Raw genomic sequence first — 17,596 nt, 5'->3', positions numbered from 1 at the left:
GAAGCGATAAAGTGCAGTTATGACTTAATATTGCAGAAGATAATTTGCTATAGTATCCGATAATACAACAACACCTATTTAAATAACGATTACATGTTTGCCAAGCTTATTGCCCAGAAGTAATTTTATTCAGCCTGACAAACATGACAAATTAGAGTATTACATAGCTTTGCTAAGCTAAACTCTCATTTGTGTTCGAATGGAAAACCAAATGACGACCGAAAAAATTGATTTAAACCTAGTTCGCGAAGAAATCACTTCAATTGACGAACAACTTCTTAATTTGATGGCTCAACGTCGTGCCTGCTCAATTCAAGTAGTAAAAAGCAAAGTACAAACTAAAAAACCTGTACGAGATAGCTATAGAGAAACCTTATTGCTACAAAATTTATGCGAGAAAGGTGAAGCAAAAGGTTTATCCCCAGATTACATTAATCGGCTGTTTAGATTAGTTATTGAAGATTCGGTTGAACTCCAACAAGAATATTTATTACAGTTAGATAACCCTAGCCTTAAAAGTGCCGAATATAGAGTCGCCTACCTAGGCAAAAAAGGCTCTTATAGTTTTGCCGCTGTAGAAAAATACTTAGCAACTGTAAATGGCGGGTTAACCGAATATAGCTGTACTAATTTTGATGATATTTTTGCTGCGGTTGAGTCAAACCAAGCTGATATAGGTGTTATCCCAATTGAAAACACCTCATCAGGTAGTATTAATGAAGTGTATGATTTACTCCAAACGACACGATTAAAAATCATAGACGAGCTCTATATTCCAGTCAGACATAACTTACTTGTCTCAACTGACACTGATATCACTCAAATAAAAACCATCTATGGACATCACCAACCAATAGCCCAATGTAGCGATTTTTTACAAGAACTAACTGATGTAGAAATTAAAGTTTTAGATAGTACTTCAACAGCCTTATCGCAAGTACAAGCATTAAATGACTCTAGCGTAGCTGTTTTAGGCAGCGCTGAAGCGGGTGCACACTATGGCTTAACCTCCATTAAAGCGGATGTCGCAAATCAAAAAGATAATCAAACTCGTTTTATTGTTGTTGCAAAAGAAGCCGTCAGTATACCATTTCAGTGTTCAGCTAAAACCTCGCTTGTTTTATCGATTGGACATAGACCCGGCGCTTTAGTTGATGCATTAATGATTTTCAAAAAATACGAAATCAATATGTGTAAGCTAGAATCTAGACCAATCAAGGGTCGTCCTTGGGAAGAAATGTTTTACATAGATGTAACAGCAAACGTAAAAAGCGAAGCCCTACAAAATGCACTGAGTGAAATAAAAGCCTTCACGACAGACTTTACTGAAATCGGCTGTTATTTGAACCGAGCTAATTTGTCAGATTCGCAACCGCAGGGTAATTTATAATCTATAAGCTGTTGTGTGAATTTCACACAACAGGTTATTTTATTGAACAATAAATTAGCGGAACTAAATTTTAGCCAATTTGGCTCCACATCAAATGCTTAATTGAAACGGCTTACCATGTGATTAAGCGAATAGATTCAAGTTTACTAAGTTTAACCACTTTGATACATATTGGTGCGATAGAGCTAAATCAATATAAATTGATTTAGCTCTTAGCCCTTTTTAACTTTAAATACCTTTACCCATTTCAAAATCAATTAAACAGATTGTTTAAAATTTACACATATTTCCTTATTTTATAAAAAGATATGAGCAATAACTTATAGTTTAGCGTTAAATACTTTATTTACGCTTATTCTTGTATCAAACTAATAATAAATGCTTTAGGTAAGAGATAGGCAGTAATCTTGCTTACACATAATTTAGCTAGAGTTAATCTAATCCTGCTGTTCATTTGGTTTGGAATAATTCAAATTCTCCAATCACATTTAATTGTAGATAAATATGTTTATTCGATTAGTAAAAAAAATATTTTCAGATTTAAAAAAACCTAAACCTGTCGCTTTAGTGACAACTAACTCAAACTATGAGGCTGCTTTTGCTGAACAAGCGCAAATGACGCAACAGCCTCAGGCCGATAGACAACTGCAAAATCAATTTGATGATAGCTTTTATGACGAGCTGCTGGGGACAAGCCCTGAAATTCAAAAAATTGTCCCAATGGAACAATTTATCATTGAACAGGTTGAAAAATTGCTATCCGAGCCAAGTTTAATCATCAATGAGTTACCTGTCATGCCGCAATCTGTTTCCGCTATGATGTCTATGATGGAATCTGATGATTTTGATATTCAACAATTACTGAACCTGATTAAGCAAGAACCTGCGGTTATCGCCTCCATAATAGGTATGGCGAATACGCCTATGTACAAACGCTCGAATAAACCAGTTGGTAACTTAAAAACCGCTTTTGTTCAATTAGGGAGTGAGGGAATTAAAGAAACTGTTCTAATGAGTTTCATTCGAAATTTCAACCCAGATAGTGCAATTCATTATCAGGAGTTTGGCGAGAAAATTTGGTTACATGCCCAGCAATCTGCTATTTATGCCAAGCAAATTGCTCTAGCTGAAAAAGATAAAAAAGCAGCCAATTTAGCCTTTATTGCTGGCCTAATAAATCAATTAGGTAAAATGATTATTTTCCAATTGATTATAGATGCTTATCATGTTGTCGATGCAGAGCAATTACCTAACTCAAGTTTAATCAAAAGGCTAATGCGAGAACGTTCAACTAGCTTGACTCTCGCAATTGCTGATTACTGGCAACTACCAGCTGAAATTTGTAATGCTTTAGAGAATCCAAACCGGGTTTATATGAGCTTTGATTCAATCGCTGCTTTTGTAAGTCAAGGCTCAACGATCAGCCAGATTAAATATGTCCGAGAAGCAGGATTACGCTCAAAAGAATTATGTATCGAATATGCTGATAAAAAGCTAATATCGGCAGATGCAGCTAGCCTGCTTTACGCCTTGTTAGAAGACGAAGCGTTAGAAGACAAACAAACAGTCGAAAAAATATCTAAATAATTTAACCCTGTTCTCTGCCCTAGTCCGTTATATAGCTAAGACACTTTAAAAGACTTAGCTATTTGAGCGGACTCAAAATATTAAGGCAGATACATATGATAAATACAATCCCAAATAACCCAACGACTCCATTCCAAAGCATTGCAAAATTATTTGTTGTTACACCAACTGGCATCATGATTTGCACAGCACTATTTGTCTTGATGCACCAGTTAACTAAGGCGCCAAATACCAGACTATTACCAGTATCGACACCAACAATAACAGATTTTGTTATGCAAGAACCGCCTATTAACGTCAATATTAAACCGCCAACCCGTTTACCACCTGAGCCAGAAGAGATAATGAAAGCACCTAAATTATCTAAACCTGTTACCAATCAACCTGTCACGATTAAACCGCCCGTTCCAACAATCAGTTTAACCGGGCTGACAGGAGTTGAAATCGCCACTACAATCAATACACAGATAATGACAAGTTCAGGACATTCAACGGGTAACAGCAGTCAAGCTATGCCTGTTGTCAGAATGGAACCCAGATATCCAGCCATAGCATCCAGAGATGGTATTGAAGGCTGGGTAAAATTAAGTTTTAGCATCAATGAAACAGGCGGAGTAGAAAATATTAAAGTATTAGATTCAAACCCTAAACGAATTTTTGATAGATCCGCCATCAAAGCTTTAAGTAAATGGCAATACCGACCTGAGTTAAACCAAGGTAAAGCGGTAAGACAAGAGAATCAAACCGTTCAACTCGACTTTAATCTAAACAAAGACTAAACAACTAATCTAACAACCAACTGAAAAATTAGTACACGCGTTTTCACTTGGAGAATAAATGCTAAAAATACTGTCGCATACATGGCTAGCTAACAAATTATCTAGCCATGACAAAATGCAAAAATATGTTGAGACGAACGATATTAAATGGCTGGAGCAGCTGGTTAGGCAACATCAAGATCAGCTCTTTGGGTTTATTGCAGCCCAATCGTCAAGCGATTTAGCCGCAGATGTTTGCCAACAAACTTGGCTGAAAGTCATGGATAAAAAGCATTTGTATCGCCAGCAATATCAATTTAAAGCTTGGCTTTTTACCATTGCTAGAAACATCTTATTAGATGAATTTAGAAGAAAGCGAAAATATACAGAAAATAGCTCTGAGATAGAAAGCCTAGCCACTGTCACTGTCACTCTAGAGCAAGATACATCGAACAATGAGCGTGTGTTTAAAGATGTAGACATCATTTTATATACAGCTGCATTAAATAAACTGAATTTTCAGCAAAAAGAAGCACTCATGCTACAACTAGAAGGCTTTAGTTTAAAACAAATCAGTGATATTTGCGGCGCGGCGGAAGAAACTATAAAAACAAGAATACGCTACGCCAAGCAAAACTTGAAACAAACCATTAGTGAGCAATTGAAATGACAAGTACACAAGATGAGCTAAACCACAAAAAACAACTGAATGGCTCGAATGAATCGACAAAGTGTGAAAAGTTTGATCAAACACTTGCCCAATTGCACCAGCAGCACATCCAAAGTACGGCAAGCAAACCAGAATTGACCCAAGATATCATAGCTCAATTAAAGCAAAAGCATCAAAACCAAACTCAACTATTAAAGTGGCAGCCTTGGGCAGCGCTCACTTGTGCTTTACTAGTCGCGATTATTTCTTTTGATTTAATTCAGCTGTCAACGCCAAATAGGCCAGAGCAACAAATTCAAGCGAGCAATATTATAGTTTCGCTCGGCAGCCCTGTTACCAATCTTGATAAACCCGATTTCCTCAAGCAATTAGAGGCAGAGTTAAACCATAATCAGCGGCTCAGTATTGCAATCAATCACCAACTGAAAGCCAATTTAGAGACTTATTCAGTTCAAGATCAGGCTAGTCAATCTATCTATAGTGTCGTGGCAAGTTTATCTAAAACGCAAAATGGCTGGCAATTAACTTACTGTCATCAAACACAGGCCAAAATATATCAAAACATAGCCGCATTACAGCCGAAAAAAGTAAACTGGGAAGAACTCGTTACTAACAAGAGTGTAAGAGTATTTATGGATGAATCTGGTAAGCTGCTATTTGTCGAGAAAGACAACACAAGCAGCTGTTAAGATCTGGAAATAGTTCATATTTAACAGCTAAAGCTAGTTGACTGAGCTAAGACGAGCGGCCTTGTAATCCAAAGTTAAAAATTGAGCTAGCCAAGGACTCTAAGCGAGAATAAAATTTACTCTCTGCCCCACTAGCTCTGTGATGTCTCTGCTTCTTCATTGGCAACCGGCCAAGCATTAATAATAGCTTTAACTAAAGTCGCAAGTGGGATAGCGAAGAAGACGCCCCAAAACCCCCAAATACCGCCGAAGAACAATACCGCAATAATAATATAAACAGGGTGTAAATTAACGGCTTGTGAAAATAAAATAGGCACAATCACATTACCGTCAATGGCTTGGATAATGCCATACACTATCATCACATACCAAAATTCGCTTGTACCACCAAACTGGAACAAAGCTACCACAGCAACCGGAATAGTCACGACAGCAGCGCCTATATAAGGGATTAACACAGACAACCCAACTGCGACACCAAGTAGCACTGCATAGCGTAAATCAAGCAACCAAAAAGCGATAACTGAAGCCGTACCAACAATTAAAATTTCAATAACTTTACCTTGTATATACTTGCCAATTTGTTGATTCATTTCAGACCAAACTTTAATCGCCAAACGTCTTTTAGTTGGCATTAAGCGCATCCAATGGCGTATTAACTTATCCTTGTCAGCCAACATAAAAAACACGAGCAAAGGCACTAAGACTAAATAAATCAATAGAGCCATGGCCGTGAATAATGAGTTTACCGAAGCCGAAACAATTGCTTTACCTGAACCGACTAGCTGGTTATTGAGCTCATTAGTTATATATTTAATTTGTTCAGCATTAATTACACTTGGGTAATCGCTCGGCATATTCAGTAGATAATTTTGGCCTTGCTCTAAAATATGTGGAATTTCACTAATTAAATTACCCAGCTGATGCCAAATGAGTGGCGTTAAACCCAGAAAAGAGATGACACACAACCAAATAAATACAAACATAACAGAAGCGACCGCAAAACTACGCCTTGCCCCCATTTTAGTCATTCGATGAATCGGCCATTCCAGCAAATAAGCAATCACAATCGCAACTAATACTGGCGCTAAAATATCGCCGACTAGCCACAAAAATAAAAAGCTAAATAAAATGATAAAAGTGAGTGTTATTGCATCTGGATCTGAAAATCGATTTTGAAACCAGTTTGTAATTATCTTAAACATAATTGCTTATCATATCCCTTTAATTGGAAGCTTATGCTTCTAATAACGCTTGCTGTAGTGATTGTATTTGATCTCGCATTTGCGCTGCTTGTTCAAACTCTAAATTGCGTGCGTGTTCAAACATTTTAGCCTCAAATTCTTTAATTTGTTTAGCAATTTCGTTGGCGGTTTTAACTTTATAGTTTGTTTTATTATCCGCGACTTTACGCAGTTTAATTTTACCACTTGGTGCATCCGATTCACTAAAGCCTGTGTCCATGACATCAGTAATTTTTTTATTCAAACCTTTTGGTGTAATGCCATTATCCAAGTTAAATTGGACTTGTTTTTCTCTACGGCGCTCAGTTTCATCAATGGCTTTTCGCATCGATTTGGTTACTTTATCGCCATAAAGAATCGCTTTACCATTTAAGTTTCTTGCCGCTCTACCTATCGTTTGAATTAACGAACGTTCAGAGCGTAAAAAGCCTTCTTTATCCGCATCGAGTATAGCGACTAAAGAAACTTCCGGCATATCTAATCCTTCTCTTAACAAGTTAATCCCAATTAAGATATCAAATACACCCAAGCGTAAATCTCGAATAATTTCCATCCGTTCAACCGTATCTATATCAGAATGCAGATAACGAACTTTTAAACCATGTTCCATTAAATAATCGGTTAAATCTTCTGCCATGCGTTTGGTTAATGTTGTTACTAATACGCGCTCGCCTACGGCAATTCTTTTATTCGCCTCAGACATCAAATCATCGACTTGTGTGGCAACAGGCCTAACTTCAATCACAGGATCAAGTAATCCAGTCGGTCTTACGACCTGCTCTGCCACTTCACCATTTGATTTTTCTAATTCATAAGGGCCAGGCGTTGCAGAAACATAAATGGTTTGCGGACAAATTTGTTCAAACTCATCAAACTTAAGCGGTCGGTTATCTAGTGCTGAAGGTAAGCGAAATCCATACTCAACTAAATTCTCCTTACGTGCCCTATCACCTTTATACATAGCGCCAATTTGAGGTACAGTCACATGCGACTCATCTAGCACCATAATGCCATCCGCAGGTAAATAATCGATTAGCGTTGGTGGTGGCTCGCCATTCGCTCGTCCGGATAAATAGCGAGAATAGTTTTCAATCCCCGAGCAATAACCTAACTCCAACATCATTTCTAAATCATATTGAGTACGTTGAACAATTCTTTGCTCTTCAATCAAGCGATTATTATCTTTTAATTGAGCTTGCCTCACTTTTAGTTCTGCTTTGATCTGTTCACAAGCTTCGACAATTTTTTCTCTTGGTGTCACATAGTGAGTTTTTGGATAAACAGTCGCTCGGGTTAAATGACGATCAATTTCCCCCGTTAACGGATCAAAGATACTAATACGCTCAATTTCTTCATCAAATAACTCAACTCGGACCGCATCTCTTTCAGAGTCAGCAGGAAATATGTCAATCACATCTCCTCTTACCCTATATGTCCCGCGCTGAAAATCAATGTCATTACGGGTGTATTGCATTTCAGCTAATCGGCGTAAAATCGCGCGCTGATCATGGATATCGCCTTGACGCAAATGTAATAACATTGCCATATATGACTGAGGATCACCCAAACCATAAATCGCAGATACCGAAGCAACAATAATAACATCACGTCTTTCAAGTAACGCTTTAGTTGCTGAAAGCCTCATTTGCTCTATATGATCATTAATTGAAGCATCTTTCTCGATAAAAGTATCAGTTGAAGGCACATACGCTTCAGGCTGATAATAATCATAATAAGAAACAAAGTACTCGACCGCATTATTTGGGAAAAACTCTTTCATTTCTCCATATAACTGAGCCGCAAGTGTTTTATTCGGTGCCATCAAGATAGCAGGACGACCTAACTTAGCAATCACATTGGCGATAGTAAAAGTTTTACCCGATCCCGTCACACCTAATAAGGTTTGCTGGGCTAAACCAGCATCTATACCATCAATCAATTGTGCGATAGCAGTGGGTTGGTCGCCTGCTGGTTGGTATTCAGAATTTAAATCAAAGACGATATCAGACATAGTATTTACGAAGCAGCTCCACACTGTTGGACTTGTTTTCTAAATCGATAAAATGAGGCAGTCGCCATACAAAAATTTGCAATTACGCAGCCTATAAATAAGCCTGTAACCCCATAAATCTCCCCCCCTATATAAGCAAAAGGCACATAAAAAATAAACAATCTAGCGATACTTAAATGCAATGCAGTTAAAGGTTTATGCAAAGCATTAAAGGCCGAGTTAGTTAAAATAATAATGCCTTGGCATCCATAGGATAAAGGTAATGTCCAAATAAATAGCTTAATTAAACTTTGCACTTCTGTTTCAGACGAAAACAAAATTGCAATATAAGGTGCTAATACTGCAAGTAATAGATAAATCCCAAACTGCCAAACTAGAACGAACTTAATCGATATTTCATAGGCCTGGACAACCCTATCAACTTGCTCAGCACCGTAATTTTGGCTAATAAACGGAGGCAAAGTCATAGACAAAGCTAATATTACAATACAGGCAATCGACTCTAATCTTTGGCCAACTCCAAAAGCCGCAACAGCTTCGTGGCCATATTGAGCGATAATTGCAGTTAAAATAGCCATGGCAATAGGCGTCAGCATATTCGCTCCAGCGGCTGGTAAACCAATTTTAACAATACTCAAACTCGAAATTTTGATGTCTGACCAAGATTTTACTTTAAATGAAATTAAGCCCCGCTTAACCGCGAGTAAATATAATATAGTTGAAGAGGTAATAATCCATGAGATAAGACTCGCAATTGCAGCACCTTCAATGCCCATTGCTTCTATTGGACCGAAGCCAAAAATTAAAATCGGATCTAAAATCGCGTTAATCAAACCACCTAAAGCCATAATAGAGCCAGGCGTTTTAGTGTCACCAGAAGCTCTCAATATTGCATTACCTATCATGGGTAATACTAAAAACACTGCACCTAAATACCAAATCTGCATGTATTGCTTAATAAAAGGCATGGTATTGGCTTCACTGCCTAATAAGCTAAATAAAGGTTCAATCGTTGCGTAGCCAATTAAAGCTAAAGAGATAACTAAAATAATAGATAAGAGAATGGCACTAATGCCTTGGGTTTTAGCAATTTCCTGATTGCCTCCACCTAAAGATTTAGCAATAACGGCTGATGTGCCAATACTCAAACCAATAGTTAAACTAATCACTGTAAAGGTGATTGGGAAAGTAAAACTGATTGCGGCTAACTCATCTGTCCCAATTAAACCGATAAAAAAGGTATCTATTAAATTAAAAGACATGAGCGCAATCATGCCCATTACCATAGGGACAGTCATGCGTTTTAAAGTAGGCGCAATAGGTTGGCTTAATAAGTCATTTTTCTTGTTAGCGCTAGACACTCAAAATCCAAAGTTAAATAAAATGCTTTCAGGCAAGCTAGTTTAATAGATATGGTATAGAAGGGCTAATAATAAAAGTTAGCTAAATTAATAAATTAAGCTCTCAACTGTCTATTTTGCTATAAAAAGTACCTTTATATACTAGAGAAGCCAAATATTAACTGAATTTAAGTAAAACCAAGACACTCACTAAAATTCACATAATTTTTACATAAAAAACAACTCACTTGCTTTTCAAAATTTTTAAACTACTCCGTGTCAAGTAATATAGTAAAAAAACAACCAAAAAAATGCATCCATTTTCATATTATGCACAAAGCTTGTGCGTATATATAAGCGGCGCACAAAAAAACACCACAATCAGTCAAATCGTGAAAGATAAAACCTAAATCACTGATTTAAATTGATTTTATAAAAAAATCATTTTTTTGAATATTTTACTATTGACACAGTAACGACGCGGCTTTGGCTGAGATATTCTAGTTTATTAACATAGTTATCCACAGTTTTAGTGGATAACCAACGCCAGCCCTTATTTTGCCTAGCGTATAGAAATTAGGTGTCATTTATTTATAACATTTGTAACGAAAGCTTTGCTCATCTTAATGACGAAAAGTCATGTCTAAATTTTAATCAAACTGTCAAAAAAAGGTAATTTAAGAAGATTTAGACCGAAATTGAATAAAGCCACAAAGTTAAATCAAGCGGAGGAAAAACCAACTGAGGCGTAAAAAGCTTAAAATTGGTCAACAAATAGTAGATATTCGAACAATTATCCATCAAGTGAAAAATAATTCAATATTTTATAAAAACATGGTTGACAGATCATGGGGGCATCATTAATATTCGCACCCGTCAGCACGATGAGATTCCCCTTTAGCTCAGTTGGTTAGAGCGACGGACTGTTAATCCGCAGGTCCCCCGTTCAAGTCGGGGAAGGGGAGCCAACTTCTCATCTAGACAAAAATAGGTTATTCCCCCTTAGCTCAGTTGGTTAGAGCGACGGACTGTTAATCCGCAGGTCCCCCGTTCAAGTCGGGGAGGGGGAGCCAACTTATTCTTCAAGTTAGCTCAAATCTCTATTTATTCCAAACTACTTTTTCTTAATAAATCTAATCTCAATATTAAATCAGTTATCAATTGAGTCCTGCTAAAAACCTGATAAGATTCAATCAAAAAGAATTCATTTGATCGAAAGGATATTATCAATGGGGATATACAGGCGTTTTTGGGTACCTATATTTACTTGTTTGTTTATAGTATTCGCCCTACTCTCTGTTTTTTTAGTTCAGCAATTAGAGCAAAAGCTTGCTAGTGAGCAAATTAAGCACCAAGCACAGCTAATCAACTTAGTTTCACTTAACCCTAGTGCAACTCACAAGCAACTGATCAAAAACATCAAATCAAGTTTTGACTATTCCAGTTTAGAATTTAAAGATCAAAATAATCATCAAATCTACTTTTACCAAGATGATAAAACCACTCCCAGCGTATCTCTCACCTTATTTGAATTATTATCTTTAAAGTATCAAGCTGTTCACACTCGTTTTGAGACAACAGATTTACAGCTTATATATAAGCTAAAACCTAATCACTTATATATTGAAACAGATCAAATGATTAAAACACTAGGCTTAATTTTTTGTGTTTTATCATTTTTGCTTGCCGCCATCGCTCAATTTTTCTTTAATCGTATTGTATTAAAAGCCCAAAGCATTATTGAACTGCAAAATGAAGAAGCGAATGAAGCCCACTTTAATCAACTCCCCAAATCAGTACTCAGCTTAGCCAAAACGCTAAAAATAAGTCATGAAAATTTATTAGTCCAAATTAAACGTTGGAAAGATTCGGCAAAAACCTACCAGCAGGCAATTTTAACCGACGACCTCACAGGATTAAGTAACCGAATTGAGTTTGTAAAACACTTTGAGCAGCAACTTACCGTAAAAGAAGAAAATAACTTTGGTTTACTCGCCATAGCTCGGGTGACAAATTTAGCCGAAATAAATCAAAATTTGGGTTTCTTAGACGGCAATGACTATTTAATTCAAACCGCACAAGTACTCAATCAGCAAACAAAAAACTACACGAATGGAAAATGCTTTCGCTTAAACGGCACAGATTTTGGTTTGCTGCTGCCGAATTTATCCCATAGCGATGCGGTCAAGTTTGGCGAAAAATTATCTTCCCAGCTAAAATCGATTAATCAAAACAGTGAAGAAATCTATGTATATGTAGGTATGGTGCTTTACCAATCGGGTAACTCTATGGGTGAGTTAATGGCACTCGCTGATACTGGAATTAGTATTGCCCAAACCAAGCAAGAAAGCGCTTGGCATATCCAAAAAGATAAATCTGTTTTAGATAATATTAGTGCTAAATATGGCAATCAAAATTGGAAAGCCGTTATCGCCGATGTGATCGACAATCAACGAATTCAGCTTTATAACCAAGTGATAGAGCCTACCAATAAATCGAGTCTTATTTATAACGAGCTACTCGCGAGATTCACGAGTCATACTGGGCATATATTGCCGACTGAAACCTTTGTTTCTATGGCGACTCGAATGGGAAAAATAATCGAAATTGATAAACTAATTATCGAACAAGCAATCGAATTTATCACGGCTAATTCAGAGAGCAAAATAGCCATTAACCTCAGCTCTTCAGCGATTCAAGACGAAGCTTTTTTTATCTGGCTAGAACGCAGACTACTCAGATCAGAAAACCTAAGTACCAGTTTCATTTTTGAAGTTTCTGAAGGCACTATCAGTAAAAATTTGGATAAGGCACAACGCTTAATCAATATGCTCCACAGATGCGGTGCTAAATTAACCGTGGAACATTTCGGTGTGAGCTTTATGTCTTTAAAATTTTTCCAGTCATTTAAACCAGACTATATCAAACTAGATGCCAGTTTATGTCGACATATAAATGAAGACTTAAATAATCAATACTATGTACGCATTCTAATTGATATCGCACATAGATTAGGTGTCAGTGTGTTAGCAGAAAGTGTTGAAACCTTAGATGAAAAGCAAGTATTACAACAAATGTTTATTGATGGCTGCCAAGGTTATTTAATCGCAAAACCGAAATCTATCGAAAATAGTCTAAAACCTTGTGTTTCTTAAGTTGTTAATTGGCCCGTAAAACTGGATAATAGCCCTCCATTTTAAGCTGATCTGATACAGATTGGCGATTATCCGGCTCATAACGCCCTGCTCTGCTAATTAATTGCGAAACGAATATGACAGATTACCTACTACTGTTTATTGCAACTGTGCTAGTAAACAACTTTGTATTAGTAAAATTTCTTGGATTATGCCCATTTATGGGGGTATCAGGCAAAGTTGAAACCGCAATTGGTATGTCACTTGCGACGACATTTGTTTTAACTTTAGCCTCTGTAGCCAGTTACCTAATTAATCAATATATACTCTTACCACTCGATATCGAGTTTCTGCGTACCCTAGCCTTTATTCTAGTTATCGCTGTTGTGGTTCAATTTACAGAAATGGTCGTGCATAAAACCAGCCCAAGCTTATATCGCTTGCTCGGTATTTTCTTACCCCTTATTACCACTAACTGTGCCGTTTTAGGTGTCGCGTTATTAAACATAAACGAATCACATAACTTACTTGAATCTGCTGTATACGGTTTTTCTGCGGCGATAGGGTTTTCATTAGTGTTGGTGTTATTTTCTGCGATGCGAGAACGCTTAGCAGCTGCCGACATACCAAAACCGTTTAAAGGCTCAGCCATCGCTATGGTAACAGCCGGATTAATGTCATTAGCCTTCTTAGGATTTACAGGGTTAATTAAATTATCATGATTTTATTTTACTCATTACTTGCACTTGGCATAATCGCGCTCATTTTTGGCGCTGTTTTAGGTTATGCCCAAATAAAATTCAAAGTTGAAAGCGATCCTTTAGTTGATCAAATAGACGAAGTTTTACCGCAAACTCAATGCGGCCAATGTGGTTACCCGGGCTGTAAACCTTATGCTGAAGCCATAGTCAATGGCGATGACATCAATAAGTGCCCACCAGGTGGTGACGCCACAATAAAAAAACTAGCCGACTTGACCGGTTTAGAAGTAAAACCACTCGCAGGCACTGAAGGCGAAGCATCTGAACCAGTCAAAAAAATAGCTTATATACGCGAAGATGAATGTATTGGCTGCACTAAATGCATTCAGGCATGTCCTGTTGATGCGATTTTAGGCGCAGCCAAACACATGCACACAGTAATAGAAGATGAATGTACAGGTTGTGACCTTTGTGTTGAACCTTGTCCTGTCGATTGTATCGACATGCTCCCTGTCGCGGAAAAACCCGATACATGGCGCTGGCAGCTTAATTCAATCCCTGTTAAACAAGTTCAGTAACTGAACATTTTTGGAGTCGAAGTGGATTCTCTGATAGATAAAATAAAATCAGGTTATTTATGGGATTTCCCAGGTGGCGTATTCCCACCTGAGCGCAAGTCAATGTCTTTACAAACGGGTATTCAAGTGAGTACCTTGCCTGATCTTTTTTATATCCCGATTAAACAGCACATTGGCAAAACAGACAAAATTTTAGTCAAACCTGGTGATACCGTATTAAAGGGTCAAGCATTAAGCCAAAGTCTAAACCATATGACTTTGCCAGTTCACTCACCAACATCTGGCACGGTAGAAGCGATTGAGCCTCATACAGTCGCGCACCCTTCTGGGTTATCCGAGCTCTGCATTATCATCAAACCTGATGGCTTAGACGCTAGTATTAATTTAAGTCCGTGTGATGATTACAGCCAACTCACTAAGCCTGAGCTATTGGATAAATTGCAACAAGCAGGTATAGCTGGACTCGGTGGCGCTGCATTTCCGACATATGTAAAACAAGCTAATTCTCAGCCAATTGATGTATTAATTATAAACGCGGTTGAGTGCGAGCCTTATATTACAGCTGATGATTCACTTATGCGTGAGCACTCAGAAGAAATCGTCAAAGGTATTCAAATATTCGAACACCTTTTAAAACCTGAGTTAGTTGTCATCGCCATCGAGAAAAATAAACCTGAAGCAATTGAGATAATGGAACAAGCTATTTCAGGTTTAAAAAATTACCTAGTTAGAGCGATTCCAACCAAATACCCTGCCGGTGGTGAAAAGCAATTAATTCAAGTGATCACAGGCAAAGAAGTTCCAAGTGGTGGCATTACGGCTGATATTGGTGTTATTTGTCAAAATGTTGCAACCGCACATGCGGCTTATAAAGCAGTGACCTTAGGTCAGCCACTTATTGAAAGAGTAGTAACCATTACCGGCGAGCAAGTAACAAGCCCAACCAATTTATGGGTCAAAATTGGTACACCAGTTAGCCATTTACTTGCGCAGCAAGGTTATCAAGCCCTAGCAAAACCTAGAGTCATTATGGGTGGTCCTATGATGGGCTTTACCTTAGCGAGCGATGAAGTACCAATTACCAAAATAAGTAACTGTATTTTGGCCCCAAGCGATGAAGCACTGCCTGAATATAACAATGAACAAGCTTGTATTCGATGTAGCGCGTGTGCAGATGCCTGCCCTGCTTCATTACTACCACAGCAATTATATTGGCATTCAAAAGCGAAAGAATACGACAAAGCACAAAGCTATAGCCTATTTGATTGTATAGAATGTGGCGCTTGTGCGTATGTTTGCCCTAGCGAAATTCCTTTAGTTCAATACTATAGAGTCGCAAAATCAGATATTAAAGCTGAAATAGCAGAGCACAAAAAAGCAGAGAAAGCCAAAGAAAGGTTTGATGCTCGAAATCTAAGACTAGAACAAGAAAAACAAGCGAGATTAGACAAACACAAAGAAGCGGCAGAACAACGCCGACAAGCAATGGAAAAGAACACTGGCGACAAAGACAAAGTTGCCGCAGCGCTTGCTAGAGTTCAAGCTTTAAAAGCCAAGCAATCCACAGAAAATAACAGCCCTGTTCAAACAGCCGACACCACAAAATCTAAAGCGCAAGCCGCGATAGAAAGAGCTAAGGCGAAAAAAGCGCAGCAACAAGGCGCAGAAACAAGTGTAAATGAGATAATTGCAAATGAAACTGCGGCTCCAGTAAACGATGCCAAATCAAAAGCGCAAGCTGCAATTGCGCGTGCTAAAGCGAAAAAACTAGCGACTGAACAAGCAAAAACAGAAAACAACGAACGACCGGAAGCGTCAGAAGTTCAGGTTCAAGACCAAGCAGCTGAAATTAGCCCAGCTAAAGCAAAGGCTATGGCTGCAATTGCGAGAGCAAAAGCCAAAAAGCTAGCCGCTGAGCAAGCCAAAGCGGAAGAAAATTCAGAAACGAGCGCAGCGGAAACGGTTTCTGAATCAGCTCAAACGCCAAGTGTGGAAGAAGCTAACACGACTGCTAACACTAGCAGCCCAGCTAAAGCGAAAGCCATGGCTGCAGTAGCGCGTGCAAAAGCCAAAAAGTTGGCCGCTGAACAAGCAAAAACAGAGAACAAAGAGCTATCAGAAAACCCAGATACTCCAACTCAAAATCAAGAAGCAGATATTAGCCCAGCCAAAGCGAAAGCTATGGCTGCTGTGGCGCGCGCTAAAGCGAAGAAATTAGCTGCAGAGCAAAACCAACAGCAAGCACAATCGGAAGAAGTAAATTCTGAAGACAAGTCAGACACTGATCCTGCAGTGGCGACTGCAACAGAGCAAAATTCAGAACCGCAGAACCCAGATAATCTGACCCCAGAACAAAAAGCAAAAGCAGAAAGAGATGCAAAAATCAAAGCAACGATTGCTAAAGCAAAAGCCAAGCGTAAACAAATGGAGAACCCATAAATGAGTTTTCGAGTATCCAGTTCTCCACATAACCGAGTTCAGCGAAAAACCGCAAATGTCATGCAAGCCGTTGCGCTTGCCTGTATACCCGGTATTTTGGCGCAAGTTTGGTATTTTGGCTTTGGCGTATTAATTCAAATTTTAATTGCAGTATTAACCTGTTTAGCCGCTGAAGCGCTCTGTGTTCGAAAACGTAACAGAGCGGTTACACCTGTCATTAAAGATTACAGTGCACTGTTGACTGGTTTACTACTCGGTATCAGCATACCGCCACTCGCCCCGTGGTGGATTGCAGTCATAGGCAGTATTTTTGCTATTGTCATCGTAAAGCAACTTTATGGCGGTTTAGGCCAAAATGTATTTAATCCAGCTATGGCTGGCTATGTTGTGTTGCTTATATCCTTCCCTGTTTCTATGACACTCTGGTTACCGCCACTCTCTATACTCAGTTATGACATTAGCCTAATTGATTGTTTTATGGTGATATTTACCGGCTATAGTGAACAAGGCTACTCTCTTACTCAATTTAGAACTGACCTAGATGGTTTTACCATGGCTACGCCGTTAGATACGATAAAAACAGGCCTAAGTAATCAACAAACTTATTCTGAATTACTTAATTTATCCATCTTTAGTGGTGCAACAGGCCAGGGTTGGATGCAAGTTAACCTAGCTTATTTAATGGGTGGCATCTGGCTTCTACAAAGAAAAATTATAAATTGGCATATCCCGCTCAGCTTTATTTTCGGCTTAGGCGGCTTAAGTTTAATTTACTTTTTAGCCTCACCTGATAGCGCAATAACACCCAGCATGGCGTTATTTTCGGGTGCGACCATGTTCGCTGCTTTCTTTATTTTGACTGATCCAGTTTCAGCTTCCACTACAAATAAAGGCCGAGTCATTTATGGGTTACTCATCGCTCTATTAGTTTTTGTAATCCGCAATTTTGGTGGTTACCCAGAAGCAGTCGCCTTTGCTGTTTTACTGGCGAATATGTGCGTGCCTTTAATCGACTATTACACTAAACCTAGAACCTATGGTCACGTGGGATAAAT

13 protein-coding genes and 2 tRNA genes are annotated in these 17,596 nt (G+C 38.3%); 12 read left to right on the top strand and 3 right to left on the bottom strand.

Features of this window, described 5'->3' with window-relative positions:
• The first annotated feature begins 211 nt into the window (after positions 1-211).
• From pheA to XM47_RS11635, 5 genes are all read left to right on the top strand, one after another.
• Entirely contained in the window at positions 212-1,390 is a 1,179-nt protein-coding gene (gene pheA, locus XM47_RS11655; RefSeq protein WP_048692677.1) for a prephenate dehydratase, read from the top strand.
• A gap of 504 nt (positions 1,391-1,894) precedes the next feature.
• Complete coding sequence (locus tag XM47_RS11650; protein ID WP_048692674.1) at positions 1,895-2,977, top strand: HDOD domain-containing protein; 1,083 nt, start codon at positions 1,895-1,897, stop codon at positions 2,975-2,977.
• Positions 2,978-3,072: 95 nt separating this feature from the next.
• A complete protein-coding gene (locus XM47_RS18735; RefSeq protein WP_053084555.1) occupies positions 3,073-3,756 on the top strand; it encodes an energy transducer TonB in 684 nt (227 codons plus the stop codon).
• A gap of 58 nt (positions 3,757-3,814) precedes the next feature.
• Positions 3,815-4,405 (top strand): RNA polymerase sigma factor, encoded by a 591-nt coding sequence (locus XM47_RS11640; RefSeq protein ID WP_048692672.1) that lies wholly within the window; start codon positions 3,815-3,817, stop codon positions 4,403-4,405.
• Positions 4,402-5,094 carry a hypothetical protein gene (locus tag XM47_RS11635; RefSeq protein ID WP_048692670.1) on the top strand — a complete coding sequence of 231 codons (693 nt, stop codon included), beginning with the start codon at positions 4,402-4,404 and terminating at the stop codon, positions 5,092-5,094. Before XM47_RS11640 ends, XM47_RS11635 begins: the two co-directional genes overlap by 4 nt.
• 131 nt (positions 5,095-5,225) lie before the next feature.
• On the opposite strand, the gene XM47_RS11630 is transcribed toward XM47_RS11635, so the two are convergent.
• Genes XM47_RS11630 through XM47_RS11620 form a run of 3 tightly spaced genes read right to left on the bottom strand, consistent with a single transcriptional unit; the run spans position 5,226 to position 9,647 of the window.
• A complete protein-coding gene (locus XM47_RS11630) occupies positions 5,226-6,299 on the bottom strand; it encodes an AI-2E family transporter (RefSeq protein ID WP_048692668.1) in 1,074 nt (357 codons plus the stop codon).
• Between the two features lie 31 nt (positions 6,300-6,330).
• Positions 6,331-8,349 (bottom strand): excinuclease ABC subunit UvrB, encoded by a 2,019-nt coding sequence (gene uvrB, locus XM47_RS11625; protein ID WP_048692666.1) that lies wholly within the window; start codon positions 8,347-8,349, stop codon positions 6,331-6,333.
• Positions 8,350-8,354: 5 nt separating this feature from the next.
• Positions 8,355-9,647: an MATE family efflux transporter gene (locus tag XM47_RS11620; protein ID WP_245623465.1), complete on the bottom strand. Its 1,293-nt coding sequence runs from the start codon at positions 9,645-9,647 to the stop codon at positions 8,355-8,357.
• 933 nt (positions 9,648-10,580) lie between these two features.
• Between XM47_RS11620 and XM47_RS11615 the strand changes: the two genes are divergently transcribed.
• From XM47_RS11615 to rsxD, 7 genes are all read left to right on the top strand, one after another.
• Positions 10,581-10,657: transfer RNA gene (locus XM47_RS11615), tRNA-Asn, on the top strand.
• A 28-nt stretch (positions 10,658-10,685) separates the two neighbouring features.
• Positions 10,686-10,762 (top strand) — tRNA-Asn (locus XM47_RS11610).
• 156 nt (positions 10,763-10,918) lie between these two features.
• Positions 10,919-12,844 carry an EAL domain-containing protein gene (locus tag XM47_RS11605; protein ID WP_048692662.1) on the top strand — a complete coding sequence of 642 codons (1,926 nt, stop codon included), beginning with the start codon at positions 10,919-10,921 and terminating at the stop codon, positions 12,842-12,844.
• A gap of 116 nt (positions 12,845-12,960) precedes the next feature.
• Complete coding sequence (gene rsxA, locus XM47_RS11600) at positions 12,961-13,545, top strand: electron transport complex subunit RsxA (protein WP_048692660.1); 585 nt, start codon at positions 12,961-12,963, stop codon at positions 13,543-13,545.
• A complete protein-coding gene (gene rsxB, locus XM47_RS11595; protein WP_048692659.1) occupies positions 13,542-14,102 on the top strand; it encodes an electron transport complex subunit RsxB in 561 nt (186 codons plus the stop codon). The genes rsxA and rsxB overlap by 4 nt, the downstream gene beginning before the upstream one ends.
• Positions 14,103-14,123: 21 nt before the next feature.
• Entirely contained in the window at positions 14,124-16,541 is a 2,418-nt protein-coding gene (rsxC, locus tag XM47_RS11590; protein ID WP_077066550.1) for an electron transport complex subunit RsxC, read from the top strand.
• Positions 16,542-17,594 (top strand): electron transport complex subunit RsxD, encoded by a 1,053-nt coding sequence (rsxD, locus tag XM47_RS11585; RefSeq protein ID WP_048692658.1) that lies wholly within the window; start codon positions 16,542-16,544, stop codon positions 17,592-17,594.
• Positions 17,595-17,596: the final 2 nt, after the last annotated feature.

The sequence above is a fragment of the Catenovulum maritimum genome (assembly GCF_001050375.1).
In the GTDB taxonomy this organism is placed as follows: Bacteria; Pseudomonadota; Gammaproteobacteria; order Enterobacterales; family Alteromonadaceae; genus Catenovulum; species Catenovulum maritimum.
This window is presented reverse-complemented; position numbering and strand designations above follow the sequence as displayed.

Bases quoted from the DNA above. Each gene is read 5' to 3' on its own strand.
- XM47_RS11605 (WP_048692662.1), top strand. From the start codon at position 10,919: ATGGGGATATACAGGCGTTTTTGGGTACCTATATTTACTTGTTTGTTT.
- XM47_RS11630 (WP_048692668.1), bottom strand. From the start codon at position 6,299: ATGTTTAAGATAATTACAAACTGGTTTCAAAATCGATTTTCAGATCCA.
- rsxA (WP_048692660.1), top strand. From the start codon at position 12,961: ATGACAGATTACCTACTACTGTTTATTGCAACTGTGCTAGTAAACAAC.
- XM47_RS11635 (WP_048692670.1), top strand. From the start codon at position 4,402: ATGACAAGTACACAAGATGAGCTAAACCACAAAAAACAACTGAATGGC.
- rsxB (WP_048692659.1), top strand. From the start codon at position 13,542: ATGATTTTATTTTACTCATTACTTGCACTTGGCATAATCGCGCTCATT.
- XM47_RS11640 (WP_048692672.1), top strand. From the start codon at position 3,815: ATGCTAAAAATACTGTCGCATACATGGCTAGCTAACAAATTATCTAGC.
- XM47_RS11650 (WP_048692674.1), top strand. From the start codon at position 1,895: ATGTTTATTCGATTAGTAAAAAAAATATTTTCAGATTTAAAAAAACCT.
- rsxD (WP_048692658.1), top strand. From the start codon at position 16,542: ATGAGTTTTCGAGTATCCAGTTCTCCACATAACCGAGTTCAGCGAAAA.
- pheA (WP_048692677.1), top strand. From the start codon at position 212: ATGACGACCGAAAAAATTGATTTAAACCTAGTTCGCGAAGAAATCACT.
- XM47_RS18735 (WP_053084555.1), top strand. From the start codon at position 3,073: ATGATAAATACAATCCCAAATAACCCAACGACTCCATTCCAAAGCATT.
- uvrB (WP_048692666.1), bottom strand. From the start codon at position 8,349: ATGTCTGATATCGTCTTTGATTTAAATTCTGAATACCAACCAGCAGGC.
- XM47_RS11620 (WP_245623465.1), bottom strand. From the start codon at position 9,647: ATGACTGTCCCTATGGTAATGGGCATGATTGCGCTCATGTCTTTTAAT.